Here is a 17,902-nt window from a genome sequence, read left to right as displayed (position 1 = left end):
CGTGGGGGCCGAGGATGTCGAATCGCGGGAGACGGGGGCGGTCATGGCTTGGGTACGGCGGCTCATCGCGGCGATCGCCAACACCGTCCTGGTGGTGGTTTTCGTTATCGGACCGCCCGCCGCTTTCGTGTACTACGACGCCGCGTCGATCCTGCAACAGCTCGCCCTCCACGACAGCGGGGACGTCCGGCCCTCCGCCCGGCAGGCAGCACCGTTGATGATCGTCTCCATCGGTGTTCTCTGGCTGCTGCTGATCGCCTCAATGCTCGTGGAGCTGAGCGGACGCGTCCGCGGCGTGAAAGCTCCGCGCATCTCGTACCTGCCGCTGCACGGCCTCGCGAGCATGCTGGTGGCAGGGCAGGCAATCACCCTGCTGTCACCAGCAGCCGCCTCGGCCTCCACCGTCGCGCCACCGGTCCAGCCTTCAGCCGTTCAAGCCGCTATACCGGTCACAGCTGCGACGACCGGTCATCAGCAGGACACCGATGCCGTGCCGACGCGCAAGCCTCATGCCTTCTATGTCGTCAAAAAGGGCGACTACCTGTCGAAGATCGCCAGGAAGAATCTCGGGAACTCCCACCGGTGGACCGAGATCTGTGACCTGAACCGACATCGGCATTTCAAAGTCGGCGGCACACTCCACGACTGTGACCTGATCTACCCCGGCTGGGACCTGCGGCTACCCGCCGATGCGCGATCCCCGTACGGAGCCGCCCCGGTCAAGCCGCCGACCACGCGGACCCCGCCGCCAGTCCTCACACCGCCCACCCCGGCGCCATCGACCACACCGAGCAGCCCGGCCGTCGCCTCGAGCCCGAGTATCACCGTCAACCCCGGTGTGGACAGCCCGGTCATCGGGCCGAGCGCCCGGGTCTCGCCTTCGGCCCCGGCGTCACCGTCTCCGATCACGTCGTCGGGTCCTTCGACCTCGGCGTCGCCGGCCGCCAGCGACAGCGAAAGCCCGCAGGTGACCATCGACGAGCACGGGGTGCAGCTGTCGCCGTCGAGCTGGCTGCCCTGGGGTCTCGCCTTGGCCATCAGCGCCGCCGTGGTGCTGGTGTGGCTGCAGCGCCGCCGCCACTTCACCGGCCCCGACGACGACCCGCCGACTCTGCTGCCCGAGCCGGTCGTGACGGTGCGCCGCGCGGTGGCCCGCAACCCCCGGCTGGTCCGGGCCGACATCGATGACGCCGAGACGCCCGCGCTGGGGCCCGACCTTACGCCGCTGCCGTCGGGCGGGACCGGCATCACCGGCGACGGTGCGTCTGCCGCCGCTCGGGCCGCGCTGGTAACGGTGCTGGCCTCCGGCGGCCCGTACCGCGCCGACGCACGCGGCGAAGTCGTTATCGACGCCGCCACCCTGGCCACGTTGCTCGGCTCGGACGTGGTGACTCTCGGCGCGTGGTCGCGCCTGCACGTGGTCGACAGTGTCGACGACGCGCTCACGATGATCGAGTCGCGGTTGCTGCACCGCAGCCGCATCCTCGACGAGCATGCCCTGACCGACCTTGACGAGCTGCGCCAGCGGGTCCCTGACGAGGAAGCTCTGCCGCCGGTCATGCTCATCACCGACACCCCGCCCGCCGGCGCCCGGATGCGGGCGAAGGTCGCTCTCGCTCTCGGCGGCGGCTTGGATGTGTCAGCGCTGCTACTGGGCGAGTGGGCGCACGGCGCCACCGTCGAAGTCGCCCCGGACGGGTACACCAAGCTCGTCGCCGGGCAGTCCACCGAGCCGGTCCCGACCCGACTGCCCGTACTCGACCCCGCTGCCGCGATCCAGATTCTGACCACCTTGCGCGAGGCCCAGACCGGCGAGCAGCTCGCCATCGTGCCCTCGGCCGTGCCGGTCGTGGTGGTGCCCCTGCACGCCAGCCGCGTCACGCCCGCCAGCGCCGAGCCGCAACTGCCCGCTGGCGTTCCGGCTGTGCCGGTCGCGGCAGCCGGGCCGGTGAAGGCGAAGTTACGGGTTATCGGCTCGCCGCGTATCGACGGCATCGTTCACGACGGCCGTGCGCTGCGCGCGAAGGCCAAGGAGCTGGCGGTGTTCCTGGCCGTCCACCCCGATGGCGTGGAGACCCGAACCATCGGCGACAACATCGAACTCGACGCCCGCATCAGCCAGGCCGCCCAGCGCGTACACACCAACGCTTCCAACCTTCGGCATGTACTCGGCCGGGCCGCCGTCCTTGAGACGCCGAACGCGTACGTCGTCAAAAGTGGCGGACGGTACAAGCTTGACCCGGCAACCGTCGATGTTGATGTGTGGACGCTGCGCGACTTGATGCGCAAAGCGACCATCGCCTCCGGCCCGGCTCGCCGGGAGCTGCTGACCGCGGCCTGCGACCTCTACACCGCGCCCCTGGCCGAAGGTGCGGACTACGAGTGGCTGGCCCCGCACCGGGAGACGGTGCGGCGCTGGGGCACCGAAGCGCATCTGCTGCTGGCCGATTGCCTGCTCGACAGCCATCCGCAGGAAGCATCCGACCTGCTCGACAAGGCGATCGGACTGGACCGGTACAACGAGGCCCTGTACGTCAAGGCGATGCACGCCCGTCACAGCCTCGGCGACGCCGACGGCATCCGGACCCTGCTGCGTGCCCTTACCAAGGCCCTCGCGGACCTCGACGCCGAACCGCAGGACGACACTCGGAGCCTCGCGTCCAAGCTGCGCACCAGCCTGGAGCAGAAGTGACCGCCACGATCGCAACCGGCCGTGTCGGCGTGCGCACGGTTCTGCCCGCGCTGGCCGTCGCGCCGCTGCTGCGCCATGCCATCGCCGTGCACGCCGTGCCCGACGACCAGCCGTGGCGTACCGCCTGCCAGTGCGGCAAACCGCTGTGGCCCAACGCCATCGGCCTGTCCGGGCGCTGCGCCGGATGCGGGGTGCGGGTCGGTGCGCCGCCGTGCGTGGTCGAAGTGGCAACGCTGGTCGGGGCAACCGGGCTCGTGCTGTCCGGGCTCGGCGGCGTCGCCCTGGCCGCGTACGTGTGGTGGACCGCCGCGCTGATCGTGCTCGCCTTTGTCGACCTGGCCGTGATGCACCTGCCGCACCGCATGACCGCCGCCGCTACGGCCGGGCTTCTTGGCCTGCTGGCCCTCGACAGCCCGCCGGGCGCGTGGTGGCGGGCTGTCACCGCTGGGCTCGCCGTGGCCGGGTTCCTCTCGCCGTGTTGGCCCTCGTCTCGCGTGGGCAGCTCGGCTGGGGCGACGTCGCTGTGGCCATGCCGGTGGCCGCCGGGTTTGGTTGGCATAGCTGGACCGCCGTCTACGCGGGCGTCCCGCTCGGTCTGGGTACGGCGGCGCTCACCGCGACCACCCTGCGCCGCCTCGGACGGCTCGCGCCGGGAGCGTCGCTGCCGCTCGGCCCATTCCTGGTCGCCGCCGCGTACACCGTGGCCGTCTGGCCATAAAGCCGTTGCACCGCAATCGAACCATGGGGAAAGGACTCGGTCGTGAGCTTTGACGACCTCACCGCGCTCTACCAGGACAACGAGACCGTCGTGAGCGGCCTGGCGCTGCTGGCCCTGGTCGGGCTGCTGCTGCTGCTGACCGCCAACCGCATGCGCAAGATGACCAGCCACCGCGCCACCCTGCTCGTCGCCAACCTGCTGACCGTCGTCGCGGCGGGCCTCGCCACCGCCGTCAGCGCGTCGGGCATGTGGAAGTTCTTCACCGACATCCTCGGCGACAGCCCGCTTCGCTACGCGTTCTTCTGGTTCATCGAGATCGCCTTGTTCGCCTCCTCGCTGCTGGCTCGCGCCCGGCTGCTACGCGACCCCGCCAATGCCTCCACCGGCGTGGACGGCGCCGCCGTCTGGGTCTTCGCCTCCCTCACCGCGTCACTGTCAGCGCTGGACGCAAGCTCGTTCCGGGAGGTCTGTCTGCGGCTGGCCGCACCCCTCGTCGCCGCGTGGATGTGGGAACGAGCCCTGGCCGCCGAGCGCAGCGCCCGCACCGGCACCACCACCCGGCGCATCCACTGGACCCTCACCCTGGAGCGGGTCTTCGTCTGGCTGCGCCTGGCCGAAGCCCAAGGCCGCGACGTGACCGAGATCGACCGGGTCCGCAGGCGCGCCCGCCTCGGACGAGCCCGCCTCGACCTGTACCTGCTGCAAGGCAAGAAAACCTCCGTGCGGCGGCTACGCCGCGCCCACAACAAGGTGATCCGCCGGGCGATGCAAGCCGCCGAACACGCCGGTCTGGCCGACATCCCCGACGCCTCCACCGAGCGCGAAGCCATCCAGATGTATATGGCCACCATCTACGGCATCGTCGATGCCACCAGTCCCGAAGCGGTCGCGCACCTCAACGCGTGGCACACCACCCAGTCCGCGCCCATCCAGGAGGCAACCGAAATTGCCCACGACAATCCGGGTACCACGCTCACGCCGGCCGAACCGGTGATCGCGCTGCTGCCGCAACGAGTCAACGGCCACGCCGTGCCCGCCAGCGACGCCACCGGCACCGACCTCGGCGACGAAGATGAACGAGAGACCGCGCTGACAACCGCCGTGGCAAACGACGCCAAGGCAGACACCGCAGGCAGCACGCGCGACGGTGACACCGACCGGGGACCCGACGACGAGCTGACCGAAGACGACGAACTCGAAGACGAGGACGCCGCCCAGGACGACGACGCGGACGTGTCAGCGGTCACGGCCATGCGCCGGTTCTGGGAGGCCGAGGTCGCCCAGGGCCGCGTGCCCACCGGAGCCGAACTGTCCCGCGCCGCCGGTGTCCCGCCCAGGACCGGCCTCGGACGGCGCAAGCGGCGCGCATGGGAGTCCGAACTTGCCGACCACCTACGCCGACCCTTCACCCACGCCGCTGACCGGTAGGCAGGCCACGGCTCCGCCGGTCGACCGCGTACGGGGTCCTGCGGCACGGCAGGCCGATCACCTGACAGCAGCGGACACGGAAACGCCCCACGGCGGTCCATGCAAGGACCGGTGAAGGGCGTGACACCAACGGTATGAGGCTGTGCCGAGGCTAGGGCGCGTTGCGCAGATCAGGATCAGGCGGCATCCATATCGCCTGCCACCATTGAGCAGCCCGCAACCGGAGCACCGCCCAGCCCGGCCACCAGCCTCGTGCACAGGCCGGGCGGTGACTCGCCGCAGCGAGACGATCGTCGCGGTGATGGCATGGGCACCGGCCATGAGGTTCAACCCCTGCTCTGCCCCCGATCGCGCCTGCGACTCAGGGTCTTCGAGGGCGAGCATTTAGGCATTGTGGGCAGCACCGGCCTTGGCCCCACCTCTTGCAAGTCTCCTGGCATTCTTGATCCGAAGCGCTACAGCCCGGTCCTGACCCGTGTGGCTGATCCAGTGGAAGCGCGCAACAGACGCCGAGTCCCCGTTCAACCGTGCCGGCCGCAGGAAACTCGTTGTAGTCAAGAAAGTCGTGAAACGCCGCGACGGCTGAAAAAGTAACCAAACCCGGTCGGTAACGCTGCGTAAGGAGCCAACGTTCAACGCGGTGCCCTGCCCGGGTTCCGGAGCCGATGAGCGCACAGCCCGGCGACGCGACATCCCCGAGCGACCGACGGCGCGCCAAAGGACTCAGCAGACACCCGACGTCCAGTCGGGGCCTCTCCGCAACCCTTCCTCACAGCGCCACGATGGCGACAACCACTGCGACCCAGGTGCCTATGAGCGCCATCCATGCGAGCACCAACATCCGCCGGCCGGACTTGCGCGACGCGTCGGCTTCCCCTCTGAAGTGCAACATTTGCTGGACCGCGACATCGCGGTGCTCGGCAGAAACGCGCACCATCTCCGACATGCGCTCCGAAACCTCCAGCAATGCCTGAAGGGTCTCCTGTGGCGTCTCGTCGATCTCCCACTCTTCGGCTTCGGGCACCTCCAGCGCAGGCGGAACAGGGGGACGCACCGGCACCGCAGCGGTAGGAGTCAACTTGACCCTCGGCGCAGTAAACAGGTTGCCAAGGTTAGGCTTGAGCGCTGCCGCGAGATTCTCACTGATACGGCGGAACTGATCCCCGTACGCCGTGTTGAGGAAGCTGCCCAGGCTTCTGCTGACGTGGAACATGGCAGCCTTCGCTGCCTCATGGTCGGGGTGGTCCGGATCAGCTTGAGCTTCCTCGAGCTCATCGAGGGTCATTTGCATGCCGCGGTCGACGAGCGGGTCCCCTGTGGGCGCATGCTTGATGTCATCGAGATTGATGACCTTGCGGCGCTCATTGTGGGTGCCCGTCGTTGTGACTTCTTGCTCGTCGCTCATTCCGAAGATGATCGCATTGTCGAGGACGGGCTCGGCGCATGGATCCGCGATCCGCTCACGCGCCTCCGCTACGCGGTAACCGAAGGTCATCGGTTCAAGCGGACGTCCTGGCGCTGATGTCAGCTCTCAAGGCGACGAACGTCGATCAGTCGGCATGTGAATCTCTATATGCGATTGTGTACGTGACTCTGCGCTCCTAGCCGTACCCCGACAACCGGCGTGGAGCACAACAATGCCTCACGCGTCGGTCCACGGCATGACCGGCGTAGGGCGTGACTTCATCGGAAGCGGGCCTGGTGATGACGGGCGTAGCAGGCCCACCAGGACGGTCATATCTGGCTGCCCACCGTCCCGCGCAGCAAGCACTCACAGTAACGGTCCGTAGTCGAGCTGGCAGGCTCGTGACAAGCATGCGCAATGCCGGCGGCAGATCAGTATGCGTAGCTCGACACATCTATGCCCAGGTTTTCGCTTTTCAGCCGTTGGAGAGTTCCCTCGAATCGCTCAGTTCCATATGAACACAACAGCGGATAGTACGACTGTGCGAGCTGATAGCACCAGCTAGGCGAGTTGACGGGCCGGTCGGGCCGGTCGGGATTGGCAATGACGAAGCCAGCAGCGCAAAATTGGTGGAGGGTTAGCCGCCGAATGCTTTCACGCGAATTCGGCGCATATGCCTTCCTGTAGTTGTCGAAGACCCAAATCATAATTCCCCGAACGCCTAGGACCGGCATCTGAGCCTGAGCCCAGGGTGTCTCGGGACCTAGAGCAAGCAAAGATAGAAGAACGTATGCAGAGCGTTCATTGGAGCGCTCGTCATCGAAACCGATAGCCCGAAGAAGCCCTCGCCCCTCCTCAATTCTCTTGCGGCGCTCAGTGTCAAATTGAGGAGATACCTCTAGCTCGGCAATCTGTCTGGGCAAGCGGACAGGTGGTGGTTGTACTGTCGCCGCTTCTGGTCGTTGTACTGTCGCCACTTCCTGCGACGCCAGCGCCGCAACCTTCATCTGGCGTTGCGCAGAGTAGTCAACCAGCGCTGCCTCAGCTTGCCGACGGCGCTCGACCCAGTACCGTGGGTCGCCGCCCCATACCCTCACGGTCCGCTCCAGCGCATCGCGGCCTGGGAGTTGCTTCCCGGCAAGCCATGCGAAGTAGGTCGTGCGGTTGATCCCAGCAGTCCCACACGTCGTCTTCTCCGCGCCTGCAGAGCCGGCACGCTCTCGAAGAATTCTGAGCTCGATCGCGAAAGCGTGAAGTGGATTGTCAGGATTTAACCGTTTCGGTAACCGGCCCACGTCCCCACCAAGTCTCGTATAGTCCTGATTAGTTTTGACGTAGTCACGAACTCTAGCACCACTGGCAGTGGGCCATGGACGCTAACTGTGTCAGGACATCGACACAGGGGAGCCCATGATGCAGTCACCGCTTGCCGTCAAGTTGCTACTTATGGCAACGGCATTCTTGGCTGCTATCGTTGCTGGACTTTTGGGAGGTATCGTTTCTCGACTCAGTGGACACTCAGTTCCTGACTGCATCTTCCGAGGATCGGCAGCCTGCGCTACGGCCGCCACGCTTTTCATCCTTGCCCTAAGCAGTACTGGGCTTCTGGATTAGCTATCGCGGGTGTTGGCTGCCGTGATCGGCACGAGCAGAAAGAGCATGCGCATCTTCTGCGGTAGCTCCGGATGTTCCAGGTGAGCGCTGGGCAGGCACGCGGTGTGCGACGCAAACCCAGCGCTGATCCTCGTCGTAGAAGACTTCGGCTGGGCGAGGCAAGAAGCGGCGGCGCATCCGCTTCCGAGGGCATGATATGGCTGTCCTGGTGGGGCCAGCCTCGTCCGCCATAGCCACGGGCCTGTGGGCGGTGGAGCCATACTCCGGTTCGGGGATGGCGAGGTCACGCGGGCCGCGTGCCCACCGGAGCCGAGCTGTCGCGGATCGCTGGCGTCCCGCCCAGGACCGGCCTCGGACGCCGCAGGCGGCGTGCTTGGGAGGCCGAGCTGCCCGATCATCTGCGCAAGTCCCTCGCCCGCGCAGGTGACCCCGGTGATCCGGGCACGCCCGCCGCACGTGCCGCCCGAAAGGTGTCCGTCCGTCATGGACAATCAGCCGGTGCTCCCACAGCTTCTCCCCGGCGCAAACCGTCACGGCGCAGCGCGTCTTCAACGACATCCACACCGCCGCTCGTAATCTGCGCGGCGGCGGCGGCCAGGGCAACTACCTCGGTCGCTACCTCGACTGGTCTGACCAATCCGCAGCCCAGCTTCGCGGGCACATACCTCGCAGCGAGACCAATCTCCTGATCTTCACCGACCGGCACCGCATGCTCTGGGCTGCGCAGGCAACGTCCGGCCTGGAGAATGCTGTCTCCTTCGAACTCGATGAACGCATCATCGCGCTCCAAGCCACGAAGGATGCCATCGCCGAGCGGATGCGAAGCTGGGAATGCGTCGAGGTGTTCCTTGCTCTGGACACCACATTCTTCCTCAATCATGACAAGCCGCTACGCGAAATCAACTTCCACGAGCTGTTCGACGACAATCGGAGAAACATCCGCATCCTCGTGCCGCTCGCTGTGGTCGACGAGCTTGACCGGCTCAAGGAAGGCGCAGAGCGTTACCGGCCGCGAGCCCGCTACTCCATCGCCGTCCTCGACGATCTGTGGAGAGACCCGGGCCAACCCGGCCTCTTGCTCCTCGAACGTGGCACACCGGGCACAAACAGGCGCGAAACCCGGGTCGAGGTCGTCATGGACCGCCCCGGCCACGTCCGGCTCGCGGATGTTGACGACGAGATCGTCGACCGGATCGCCACCATCGAACCGCTCACAGGCAAGTCGATCACCCTACTCACCTTCGACACCGGCATGGCGTTACGCGCACGTACCTGGGCTCAGGGTCGCGAAGTTCAAGAAGGCCCCTGGCCCCGAACAGAAGCCCCGCCGCGAGGACCAGTTCCACGGCCCATCGACCCACACCATCTGGCGCGGTCGCTTCGCATAGGGAGCCTGACAAGGTTGGGACCCACAGCGCCATCTGGCGGACGATTCCCTGGACGTATACCCATTCCTCACGGGTGGCTTCGATTTCTCATGACCATCGTTCACTTCTGCGGAGAATGGACAGCAGGAAGTTGCCCGACGCCCGGCCCGGAACATGAAGCGCCCCACGTCGGTCCACGGGGGAAGACCGGCGTAGGGCGTTGGAGCAACCGTAGCGGGTCGTACCGTGGCCGGTATCCCCTGGGCGAGGGACGGCCCGCCATCCGTTGGTGCAGATGTCTACGGTGCCCGGCCGAGGTCAGGGTCAGGCGGCATCCACGTCTCCTGCCAGAGCCGCACGGCCCACGACCGCATCGATGCCAAGCCCGGCCACCACCTGCTCTTAGCGGGCCGGGACGTGACCCGCCTTTGCGTAGGCCGCGCCGTCACCTGTCGCAGCGAGACCACTGCAGCCGCGATAGCGTGCGCACCTGCCATGAGGTGCAGGCCCGTGACGATGTAGCGGCGGCTGTCGGCCGCCAGATCCGCCGCCCGCTCCAGCGCGTCGTCGGTGCCCGGCTCGGTCTCATCGGCCAACGGCGCGACCAGATACAGGATCGCCGCCGTCAAATCGCTCGTCGCAGAGGCGGTATCGAGCAGGTCCACCACATGCTGGCGACCGGGTTCGGCCAGCACGGCGCGGCACCTGTCCACGGCATCGCGCACCCCCGCTAGAGCGTCGGCCACCGCCCGCGAATCGTTGTTATCGGTCATGGTGGCCCCCCAGGGTCGGATGGTGCGATCAGGTGAACACCACCGATTCCCGCTCAATCCGCCCCGTGCGTCAAGCCAAGCCGCCTGTGCCGCCGCCGATCCGTGCCCACCAGCGAAAACGCGCCCGCCAGGGTTCTGCCATCACGCCAGCTTGTCCTTGCCCGAAAACATGAAACTGCACCGAGCTGACGTGGCGACTGAGCGTCCAGCAACACCGGCCCGCCCCAAGACGGGTCGGGCCTCGTCAGCTGCTGGGCTCGTTCCAAAGAAAATCCGGTAGCCGGTCGAGGGTGACGAAGTCGTGTGTGCGGTCATCGGTGAAGGCTGCCGGAGTCGGCTCTCGGGTCACGAACAGGCCCCGCACGGCGAATGTCCCCGCCACGTCAGCAACACCGAGCCGGCCTGCGACTTCGGCCGGATTCGCGGCGAGGTCCTTGACCTTGGCCAGCAGCTTGTCCACATGTCGGCCGACCCGATGGTAATTGTTCACTTCGCCGCGGATACGGCGCGGTGAGAATGGTACTGCCAAGTCCTTGGCCTCCACTACCCAGATGGTCAGCGAGTGTACGGCGACGACGACTGCATCGATCTCGGCACGCACCGGAACGCCAAGCACGTCAGAGGGCCGATGGAGGACGCTTTGGCGGACCCCGACGACGAACGGCAAGCCCGTAGACGCGAGGGTGCCTTTCAGGTCGGCCTCGAAACCTGCGATGGGACGTACCCGCTCCCGACGCTGCTTTAGCGCTCGGGAAAGCGAGGCATCGCTTGCCGAGAGATGCTCGGGCCAGGTGCCCTCGAAGATTCGTTGTAGCAGTACGACGCGCGCTAGTCCGGGCGCGTTCCGAGGCACGAAGAGGGACAAGTCGGCAAGCTCGAGAACTGGACGGCTGTAGAGACGACCGACCGATTCTCGGTACTCCAACATTTGCAGCGGCGAGTCCTGCAGGAGGGCTTGTGTCCAGATCAAGTGCCGACATGCTTCGAGCACGCCGTCGAGATGAGCGGCGGGCAGGAGCTGATCCATGTTGGCCCGGACGGTGTCCTCGAGACTCTCGCGACTGGAGAACAGGTATCCAGTGACGCTGTCATCGTGGGCCCCGCTGACCTGGATCAGGAACTCCTGCGCGGCGAAAAGATCGACTAGCCCGTAGCCGCGATCGTCCTTCAACGCCGCGTCGATGGCAGCCAAATCGCCAGGAATCGCCGAACCGCTTTTCAAGGACCGAACAAGAGCTTGAAGGACGGCGTTATCACCCGCGCTCCGAAGCGGACCATCATCGGCCATCCGCCTGACGTACGCGTTCTCGAACTGGGATAGCCGGAGGGGAGGCAGGTCGCGAACCTCGACGTCAAAGGTGCCTCGTTTGGTCAGTCTGGCGCCAACCACGGTGACCAGCCGGGCCGCGACCCGGTCTGCCACGGTCCGCCATCGCCAGAGCTCATGGGCCAGGATTGCGAGGGCCTCGAGGTCACGCTGACTCGGATCCCGCCGACGGCCATCGGCTGGTTGCCTTGCGGCGAGTTCGAGGACGAGGTGGACAGCTGCTGCATTCTCGGCGTGCAATTGTGCCTCACGCGCCCTAGCGAGCGACGATGGAGCCGCCGTTCGCGCCTTGAACTGGAGGTCTGTCCAGTGCGCCATTTCTCCTGCCGCCCAACGGACAACTTCACGGGTGTTCAAGTCCCCGAGCCGCTTCCGAATGTCCAGTTCAACGGCGTCCGCAATCTGGCCGATGGCGGCATCGGCGGTGGCCGCGTCCCAGGGGCCACGGCCGACACCAACGTTGCGCAGGGATACCTTCAGAGAGTCGAAAACCAGATCTCGCGACGTAGGAGGATGCGATGGCTTCGGCACGAAGAAATCATGCCGGACGCTCTGCCGTCGGGAAAGGCAGTTACGAAGCCACCGCGGCCCGACCGCTCTGGTCGTCTCGGTTGGTCGCGGCTTGGTCCGAACCGCCTTCCAGGCGCGAGTGGGTGACGGCAAACGTCAACGACCCGGAGGTTGTTCGTCCCGGCTGGCACCTCACCGCCGCTGCCGCGAGGTCAACGCCGGGCATGTACGCACTCTGCCGGGATGGTCGGTTGCGTATATTCAGTGATGCACTTAACGCATCAATCTGTTGCAAGCACGTGATGTGTCTTGTGATCCGTGCCGAGTTTTTCTACTGCGCTGGAAATGACCTGAGCCGACTCGAGCCTCGCCAAACGGGAATATGATCAACCTTTGACGATCCTGCGGATTGAAGCGATCTGATCAATCCATCCCGAAAGGCGCGAAATCTTCACGATGTCACCCGTTTTCGGGGCTTGGATGATCAGGCCCTGGCCGAGGTACATGCCGACGTGCCGCGGGCTAGACATGGTGCCTTCGCTGCCGGGGATGAGGATGAGGTCGCCGGGCAGCAGCATCGCCGGGTCGCGAATCTCCGTTCCGGCATTGACCTGGTCGAAGGTGACGCGCGGGATGGAGATCCCGGCGGCTTTATACGCCTGCTGCATCAGTGACGAGCAGTCGCATTGCTTGTCGGGGTTGTCGGAGTGCGGGTCGGTGCAGGACCCGCCGAAGTGGTACGGCGTGCCCAGCTGATTGGCCGCCCAGAAGATGGCGGTCGCGACGGCGGGCGGGGTGTAGGCGGGCAACGCGAACCCGTCCGGCAGGGCGGCGAGCGCTTCGGTGGAGCAGTCCGTGATCGTGCTGGTCAGCTGCTCGACGATCTTGAGAGCGCCGTCGGACCACTTGGCGTACGCGTCGGGGAACGCCGACACCTGGACGGCCTGCGCGGCTCGGGTGAGCGGCATCTGTTCCCAGCCGGGGAGGGTGAGGAGCTTGTCGAAGAACTTGCCGGCCTGGTACTCCGGTTTGGCCAGCTGCTCGACGGTGCCCCAGCCTTGGCTGGGTCGCTGCTGGAAGACGCCGATGGAGTCGTGGTCGTTGCGGTCGCCGAGGAACGGCAGGTTGCGCAGGCCGGATTCCTGCATGGCGGTGGCGATGCCGACGACCCAGCCCCAGCGGGGGACGCCTTTGGCGACGCCGACGTCGATGATGGTCGCGGCGATTTCGAGTTGTTCGGTGTCCCAGGTGCCGATGCTGGCCGGTTGCCCGGACGGGCGTAGTGCGGGCGCGGCGGCGATGCCGCAGCCGCCGGGGCCGCCGCCCATCACGGAGGACAGCAGGAGCATCGGCAGGCCGAAGCAGCCGATGATGACGACGGTGACGATGCCGATGACGGCTTTGGTCATGATGAGTGCCTTTCGGTGAAACAAAAAAGGACCGGGTCTCCGCGCGGGTGCGCGGCTGGCAAGGTCGAGACGGGACGGGGGCGCTACATGCGGTGGATCAGGGGCAGCAGCGCCTTGTGGGTGTCGCGGAGGAGGTCGATGATCAGGTCAGCGGCGTCGAACAGCGGGTGGCCGACGTCGACCGGGGTGGCGTAGCGCCAGTCCCAGTGGCCCGGTTCGAGGGCGGGCACGTACCACAGCGCGCCGTGGTAGTTGAGGAACATCGCTCCGCCGACTTCGGGGGTGAGCAGGATCATCGGCTGGCTGGCGCAGGTGGCCAGGCAGTGGCAGCCGGGGTCGTTGTAGGTCCAGCGCTGCTGGCCGTGGTGGGCCGGGCAGGTGCAGTCGCAGGCGCGCTCGTAGGGGTTGCGGTAGGTGCGGTACATAGCTGTCTCCTTGAAAAGGTGGTGAAACACAAAAAGGGCCGTGGGCCGCCCACGTGGGCGGCCCACCTTGAACGGTTGGGTTGGGTTAGGCGTGGTACGTCCGCAGGACGCAGGCGGCCTCACGGAGCAGGCGCTCGATGTCCACGTTGTCGTCGTAGGTGTCCGCGCGGGTGTCGATCTCGCCGCCGTGCTCCCAGTCCCATTGGCCGTTGGCCATGGCGTTGACGTGCCACAGGTCGCCATTGCGGTCGAGGAACAGGGCGCAGCCCCATTGCTCGGCCAGCAGGGTCATGGGCTGGGTGTCGCAGGTGATGGCGCAGGCGCAGCCGGGCTGGAAGTAGTCGGTGCGCTCGAAGCCGTGGTGCAGCGGGCAACGGCAGTTGCACAGCATGTGCCACGGTGCGGTGTTGGACATGCGCTTTCTCCCAAGGGGTGAGGTGGGTACGCCTCGGGGCCGCCGGCGTGGGCGGTCCGCCGAGGCGTACGTGGGGTGGAAGGTGTGGCCGCGGTTAGCGCGGCCGGGCGCGCCGGGTCCGTCCGGGGCCGAGCCGCAGGTCTTGTTGGACCTGGCGGCTCTCGGCGACGGTGAGGACGTAGGCGGGCAGCTGGGGGACGCCTTCGCGCCAGGCCCGGTAGAGCCGGTGGGTGCCGTCGATCAGCAGCAGCGCGGGCTCCACGCCGTTGATGAGCAGGTGGGCGACGATGACCGGCTTGGTCAGGTCGGTGGCCATTGCGTAGTCGCGGTCGAAGGCGTCCGGCGCCGGGCCGAGCAGCGCGATCGTGTTCGGCTGCGGGTTGTCCAGGCGGGTCAGGCCGAACGTCTCCGCCCACGTCGGCACATTGAGCAGCCGGGTAGGGCGTGGAGCGGCGTCGATCAGCTCCATGGCGGTGTGCACCGCGAACACCCACCGGTAGTAGTGGAACCACTGTTCCCGGTGCGGTCCGGTCATCGGCCGTCCGCCTTGTCGGTGACGCTGGCGTAGATCGCGACGCACCGCAGGATCAGCTCGTGCAACGGCAGGGTGAGAAGCCGCTGCCGGTGCCGGTCCTTGAGCCGGTCCCAGATCAGGACGGTGACGCTGGCCGACCACAGGTCGACCAGCACGCCGTCGATCTTCGCGTGCTGCCGCTCGGCGACGATCTTGCGGAGGCTGTCGATGAGGGTCGCGTCACCAGCGGGGTGCTGGTAGTCGTCGGGCCGGGCCGCGTCCTCCAGGAGCGTCAGGCAGTCCTCGCAGGCGTGCTCGGAACGCGGAGGGTCTTCGACCTCCCACCGCGTCACGTCCTGGGCGGGTATGCCGCAGACGGCCTGGCGCTCATCGCGCGGGTGGCGGATGTGCGGGGTCATCGGCCGCTCCGACGGCATCCGATGGTGTGGGTCATGTTCGGTCCGTTCGTCACGGGCTGGGACGGCAGCCGAAGGCGACCGCCGCCCCAGCGGAAAGGGAGGGGCGAGGGTCAGACCTTGAGCAGGTCGAACGCGACCACCTTCAGATCACCGGTCTTGCCGGTGATGACACGGTTGGCGCGGGTGGTGGCGTCCTTGGCGGCCTGGAAGTGGTCGAGGTACTCGGTGATGGCCTGGTACCCGGCCCACCGGCTGCCCGCGATGGCCTTCTGCGTGTCGGCCTCGGTCAGCAGGTACTTGATCGTTCCCGTCCGCTCCTTGGCGTTGGCCTTGCTCTTGTCCGAGGCGTTGTCGGCGACCGGCCACACCTGGGCGATGATCTTCTCGAACTCGCGGTTGGTCATCGAGGTCTGCAGCATCCGCTCGGCGGCCTTCTCGAACTCGCCCATGTACCGCCACATCAAGCCCAGCGCCTCGCGGGCCTGGCTGATCTGCTCGCCGACCTTCGAGGTGTGCCGGAACGTGTAGTGGCCCACGGCGTGCTGGAAAGCGGCTCGCTGGGTGTTGGCGCAGACCACGCGGATGGGGCTGGCGTCCACGCGCAGCGCGGCGGTGCCGTCGTGGGAGGTGGTGCCGATCAGATACAGGTCCATCCGGTCGACTCCGGCGATCTCCATCGCGTCGGGCAGCTTGAGCGTGACGAACACGGACTTGCCTTTACGCAGGCTGCCCGCGGTTTCGAAGTGCGCGCCGCTGACCTGATCGATCAGCCTGTCCAACATGTCGGCGCACTGCTCGTTCTGGATGACCTCGTAGTCGGTGCCGACGACGCCCAGATACTCGGTCACACCGGTGACCGGGTTGCGGCGCACTGTCATCCGCTTGTCGTCGGCCAGGATCGGGACCTCGATGCCGTCCACGACGTCGATGCCGCGCACCGGGATGGTGCGCACGCCCCAGTTGCCGAGCAGGGCGGCGCCCATGATCTCGTCGGCGCTCATCGTGGCCTGGGTGACGGTGCCCAGCTGGTGCCACGCCGACAGGCGGGCACTGGCGAAGGCCGTCTGGCCGTTGGCGAAGGTCTCAAGTTCGTGTGCCACAGGGGTTTCTCCTTTGGAAATGAAGGCAGGGGCCGAGCCGGGATGGCTCAGCCCCTGCAAGGGAGGTGGTGGGTTACTGCTGCCCGGCGTCGTCGGTTCGCGCGGAGAGCGCGAACGTCATCGGCGCCGGGTTGGCCTGCACGAGGCGGCCTTCGGCGGCCAGGTGCGGGCAGGTAGTGATGACCGCGCCGACGCTGACCATGTCGGCCGTCGAGGCAGGCGCTGACGTCTCCGGCGATCTGCGAAGGCGTGCGGCCTGTTCGGGTTGCCCCGCCGGGTAGCCCACGACGAGGGCGGCCAGTGATGGGCCGTCGATCACGGCTGTCTCCGCTGTGTGCGGCCGGGCCGGGCATCGCCCGACCCCGGCTTGACCATCAGGACTGGACGCCGGAGGCGTCGGTCTGGCCGGTGACCTCGCCGGACTGGCTGGTGGCGTCGTCAGCCTTGTCGCTGGCGTCGTCGGCCTGCTCGGCGCTGCCGTTGTCCTCGGCCGGGGTCGGGAACTGGAAGGACCACGGCGACTCGGAGACCATGAGGATGCGGCCAGCGGAACCGAGCTTGCCGCAGTTGTTGCGCACCGCCCCGGAGCTGACCGCCCGGCCACCGAGCTGGGCGCTGATCGCGGTGGCGATGTCCTGGGGGGTCATCGTGCGGCCCGGGTTGGCCTTGAGCGTCTCGAACGTCAGCCGCTCCAGGTCGCCCTTGCCGAACGGCTGGCTGCCGTCGGCGTTGACGGTGACGTCCGTGCGGCGCACCGTTCCGGCCGTCGCGAAGCCCGTGGTGCGGGTGGGCATCCGCTTGGGCAGGGTGACCACGTGGGCGGTGCCGTCCTCGGCCACCACGTGCAGCGTCCCGTCCGGGCGGATCAGGGGCATGATCTGGGCGACCGCCTCCGGCGACTCGGCCAGTCCCTTGACCACCTGGAAGCACACCGGGCAGCGGGGCGGCTCCGGGTTCGGGTCCACGTCCGATGCCTTGGTCGGCCCGGCGATCCACCGTCCCGGCGTACCGGGCAGGCGGCGGGCGGCGTCGGCCTGCTCCATCGCGGTCAGCAACCGGGACGCGGTCGGGTGCCCGATACCGCTCTCGGCCACGATCTCGTCCAGGGTCGCGCCGTCGTCACCGAATTCGGCCAGGACGCCCTTGATAGCCATCACCTTGCGGTCACCAGGACGGCTCGGCTGGACCACGGTGACCCGGGCCGTCCCCTGTGCGGGCTCGTCCTCGTCGTCGTCCTCGTAGTCGGAGTCGTCGTCGGTCCCGGTGTCGTCGGCCTCGTCGGCCTCGTCGGTGTCGTCGATGTCATCGCCGTCGTGGTCGTCGTCGGGCGACTCGTCCGAGTCGTCGGCGGACTCGTCTTCGGCGCTGTCGACGGCGTCGGCATCGGCGTCGGCGTCGGCCTCCGGCGTGATGCCGGGCTGGTCGTCGGCCGGAGCCTGACCCTCCGTGGCGTCGTCGCCGATACCGGCCTCGTCGTCGCCGGCGGTGTCGCTGGCCGCGAGTTCGGTGTCGGTATCGAAGGTGATGCTCTCCGCGACGCCCTCGGCCATGGTCCACCGGGTGGGCACGCCCTCGGCGGCGTCGGCGTCGCTGTCGACCGGGACGATCAGACGAGCGTCGGCCAGCTGCTTGATGGCCTTGTCGACGGTCGAACGGGCCTTGCCGGACTGCTCCATCAACTCGTGAACGTTGCCCTGGCCGAGGTAGTGCACGGCGTCGAAGACGTCCCGCGTGGCGCGGGTCAGGGTGGACAGGTCGTACTGCATAGTGGTGTCCCCTTTCTGGG

16 protein-coding genes and 1 pseudogene are annotated in these 17,902 nt (G+C 67.3%); 4 read left to right on the top strand and 13 right to left on the bottom strand.

What is annotated here, in order from left to right; translation table 11 throughout:
- Positions 1 to 43 precede the first annotated feature (43 nt).
- The 3 genes from F4553_RS26515 (at position 44) to F4553_RS26505 (ending at position 4,838) form a co-directional block, all read left to right on the top strand.
- Positions 44 to 2,692: an AfsR/SARP family transcriptional regulator gene (locus F4553_RS26515; protein WP_184840360.1), complete on the top strand. Its 2,649-nt coding sequence runs from the start codon at positions 44 to 46 to the stop codon at positions 2,690 to 2,692.
- A 475-nt stretch (positions 2,693 to 3,167) separates the two neighbouring features.
- The gene (locus F4553_RS26510; protein ID WP_184840358.1) at positions 3,168 to 3,410 is read left to right on the top strand and encodes an A24 family peptidase; all 243 of its coding nucleotides are present in this window, start codon (positions 3,168 to 3,170) and stop codon (positions 3,408 to 3,410) included.
- A gap of 42 nt (positions 3,411 to 3,452) precedes the next feature.
- Complete coding sequence (locus F4553_RS26505; RefSeq protein WP_184840356.1) at positions 3,453 to 4,838, top strand: hypothetical protein; 1,386 nt, start codon at positions 3,453 to 3,455, stop codon at positions 4,836 to 4,838.
- Positions 4,839 to 5,607: 769 nt separating this feature from the next.
- Here the strand turns inward: F4553_RS26505 and F4553_RS26500 are convergent.
- From F4553_RS26500 to F4553_RS41220, 3 genes are all read right to left on the bottom strand, one after another.
- Positions 5,608 to 6,333, bottom strand: coding sequence for a hypothetical protein (locus F4553_RS26500; protein WP_184840354.1), 726 nt, complete (start codon positions 6,331 to 6,333; stop codon positions 5,608 to 5,610).
- Between the two features lie 341 nt (positions 6,334 to 6,674).
- A complete protein-coding gene (locus F4553_RS43055; protein ID WP_376776295.1) occupies positions 6,675 to 7,250 on the bottom strand; it encodes a hypothetical protein in 576 nt (191 codons plus the stop codon).
- 1,088 nt (positions 7,251 to 8,338) lie between these two features.
- Positions 8,339 to 8,737 carry a hypothetical protein gene (locus F4553_RS41220; RefSeq protein WP_246466551.1) on the bottom strand — a complete coding sequence of 133 codons (399 nt, stop codon included), beginning with the start codon at positions 8,735 to 8,737 and terminating at the stop codon, positions 8,339 to 8,341.
- Here F4553_RS41220 and F4553_RS43050 point away from each other — a divergent pair.
- Positions 8,675 to 9,070: pseudogene (locus tag F4553_RS43050) on the top strand (PIN domain-containing protein); the annotation flags it as partial. The gene F4553_RS41220 and the pseudogene F4553_RS43050 sit on opposite strands and share 63 nt — an antisense overlap.
- 453 nt (positions 9,071 to 9,523) lie before the next feature.
- Here the strand turns inward: F4553_RS43050 and F4553_RS41210 are convergent.
- The 10 genes from F4553_RS41210 to F4553_RS26445 form a co-directional block, all read right to left on the bottom strand.
- Positions 9,524 to 9,997, bottom strand: coding sequence for a hypothetical protein (locus F4553_RS41210; RefSeq protein ID WP_246466547.1), 474 nt, complete (start codon positions 9,995 to 9,997; stop codon positions 9,524 to 9,526).
- Between the two features lie 244 nt (positions 9,998 to 10,241).
- Complete coding sequence (locus F4553_RS26485; RefSeq protein ID WP_184840348.1) at positions 10,242 to 11,855, bottom strand: hypothetical protein; 1,614 nt, start codon at positions 11,853 to 11,855, stop codon at positions 10,242 to 10,244.
- A gap of 365 nt (positions 11,856 to 12,220) precedes the next feature.
- The gene (locus tag F4553_RS26480; RefSeq protein WP_184840346.1) at positions 12,221 to 13,243 is read right to left on the bottom strand and encodes a C40 family peptidase; all 1,023 of its coding nucleotides are present in this window, start codon (positions 13,241 to 13,243) and stop codon (positions 12,221 to 12,223) included.
- An 83-nt stretch (positions 13,244 to 13,326) separates the two neighbouring features.
- The gene (locus F4553_RS26475; protein ID WP_184840344.1) at positions 13,327 to 13,668 is read right to left on the bottom strand and encodes a hypothetical protein; all 342 of its coding nucleotides are present in this window, start codon (positions 13,666 to 13,668) and stop codon (positions 13,327 to 13,329) included.
- 85 nt (positions 13,669 to 13,753) lie between these two features.
- Positions 13,754 to 14,083, bottom strand: a complete 330-nt coding sequence (locus tag F4553_RS26470) for a hypothetical protein (RefSeq protein ID WP_184840342.1) — start codon at positions 14,081 to 14,083, stop codon at positions 13,754 to 13,756.
- Positions 14,084 to 14,177: 94 nt separating this feature from the next.
- The gene (locus tag F4553_RS26465; RefSeq protein ID WP_184840340.1) at positions 14,178 to 14,618 is read right to left on the bottom strand and encodes a hypothetical protein; all 441 of its coding nucleotides are present in this window, start codon (positions 14,616 to 14,618) and stop codon (positions 14,178 to 14,180) included.
- Positions 14,615 to 15,016, bottom strand: coding sequence for a hypothetical protein (locus F4553_RS26460; protein WP_184840338.1), 402 nt, complete (start codon positions 15,014 to 15,016; stop codon positions 14,615 to 14,617). Before F4553_RS26460 ends, F4553_RS26465 begins: the two co-directional genes overlap by 4 nt.
- A gap of 110 nt (positions 15,017 to 15,126) precedes the next feature.
- A complete protein-coding gene (locus F4553_RS26455; protein WP_184840336.1) occupies positions 15,127 to 16,116 on the bottom strand; it encodes a DUF932 domain-containing protein in 990 nt (329 codons plus the stop codon).
- A 73-nt stretch (positions 16,117 to 16,189) separates the two neighbouring features.
- On the bottom strand, positions 16,190 to 16,435 hold the full coding sequence (locus tag F4553_RS26450) for a hypothetical protein (protein ID WP_184840334.1): 246 nt from the start codon (positions 16,433 to 16,435) through the stop codon (positions 16,190 to 16,192).
- Positions 16,436 to 16,490: 55 nt separating this feature from the next.
- Positions 16,491 to 17,882: a MarR family transcriptional regulator gene (locus tag F4553_RS26445; RefSeq protein ID WP_184840332.1), complete on the bottom strand. Its 1,392-nt coding sequence runs from the start codon at positions 17,880 to 17,882 to the stop codon at positions 16,491 to 16,493.
- Positions 17,883 to 17,902: the final 20 nt, after the last annotated feature.

It is taken from the genome of Allocatelliglobosispora scoriae, assembly GCF_014204945.1.
Classification (GTDB): domain Bacteria; phylum Actinomycetota; class Actinomycetes; order Mycobacteriales; family Micromonosporaceae; genus Allocatelliglobosispora; species Allocatelliglobosispora scoriae.
Note: the sequence above shows the minus strand (reverse complement) of the source record. Positions and strands in the feature narration are given on the sequence as shown.

Bases quoted from the DNA above. Each gene is read 5' to 3' on its own strand.
- F4553_RS26515 (WP_184840360.1), top strand. From the start codon at position 44: ATGGCTTGGGTACGGCGGCTCATCGCGGCGATCGCCAACACCGTCCTG.
- F4553_RS26500 (WP_184840354.1), bottom strand. From the start codon at position 6,333: ATGACCTTCGGTTACCGCGTAGCGGAGGCGCGTGAGCGGATCGCGGAT.
- F4553_RS43055 (WP_376776295.1), bottom strand. From the start codon at position 7,250: ATGAAGGTTGCGGCGCTGGCGTCGCAGGAAGTGGCGACAGTACAACGA.
- F4553_RS41220 (WP_246466551.1), bottom strand. From the start codon at position 8,737: ATGATTGAGGAAGAATGTGGTGTCCAGAGCAAGGAACACCTCGACGCA.
- F4553_RS41210 (WP_246466547.1), bottom strand. From the start codon at position 9,997: ATGACCGATAACAACGATTCGCGGGCGGTGGCCGACGCTCTAGCGGGG.
- F4553_RS26480 (WP_184840346.1), bottom strand. From the start codon at position 13,243: ATGACCAAAGCCGTCATCGGCATCGTCACCGTCGTCATCATCGGCTGC.
- F4553_RS26475 (WP_184840344.1), bottom strand. From the start codon at position 13,668: ATGTACCGCACCTACCGCAACCCCTACGAGCGCGCCTGCGACTGCACC.
- F4553_RS26470 (WP_184840342.1), bottom strand. From the start codon at position 14,083: ATGTCCAACACCGCACCGTGGCACATGCTGTGCAACTGCCGTTGCCCG.
- F4553_RS26465 (WP_184840340.1), bottom strand. From the start codon at position 14,618: ATGACCGGACCGCACCGGGAACAGTGGTTCCACTACTACCGGTGGGTG.
- F4553_RS26460 (WP_184840338.1), bottom strand. From the start codon at position 15,016: ATGACCCCGCACATCCGCCACCCGCGCGATGAGCGCCAGGCCGTCTGC.
- F4553_RS26445 (WP_184840332.1), bottom strand. From the start codon at position 17,882: ATGCAGTACGACCTGTCCACCCTGACCCGCGCCACGCGGGACGTCTTC.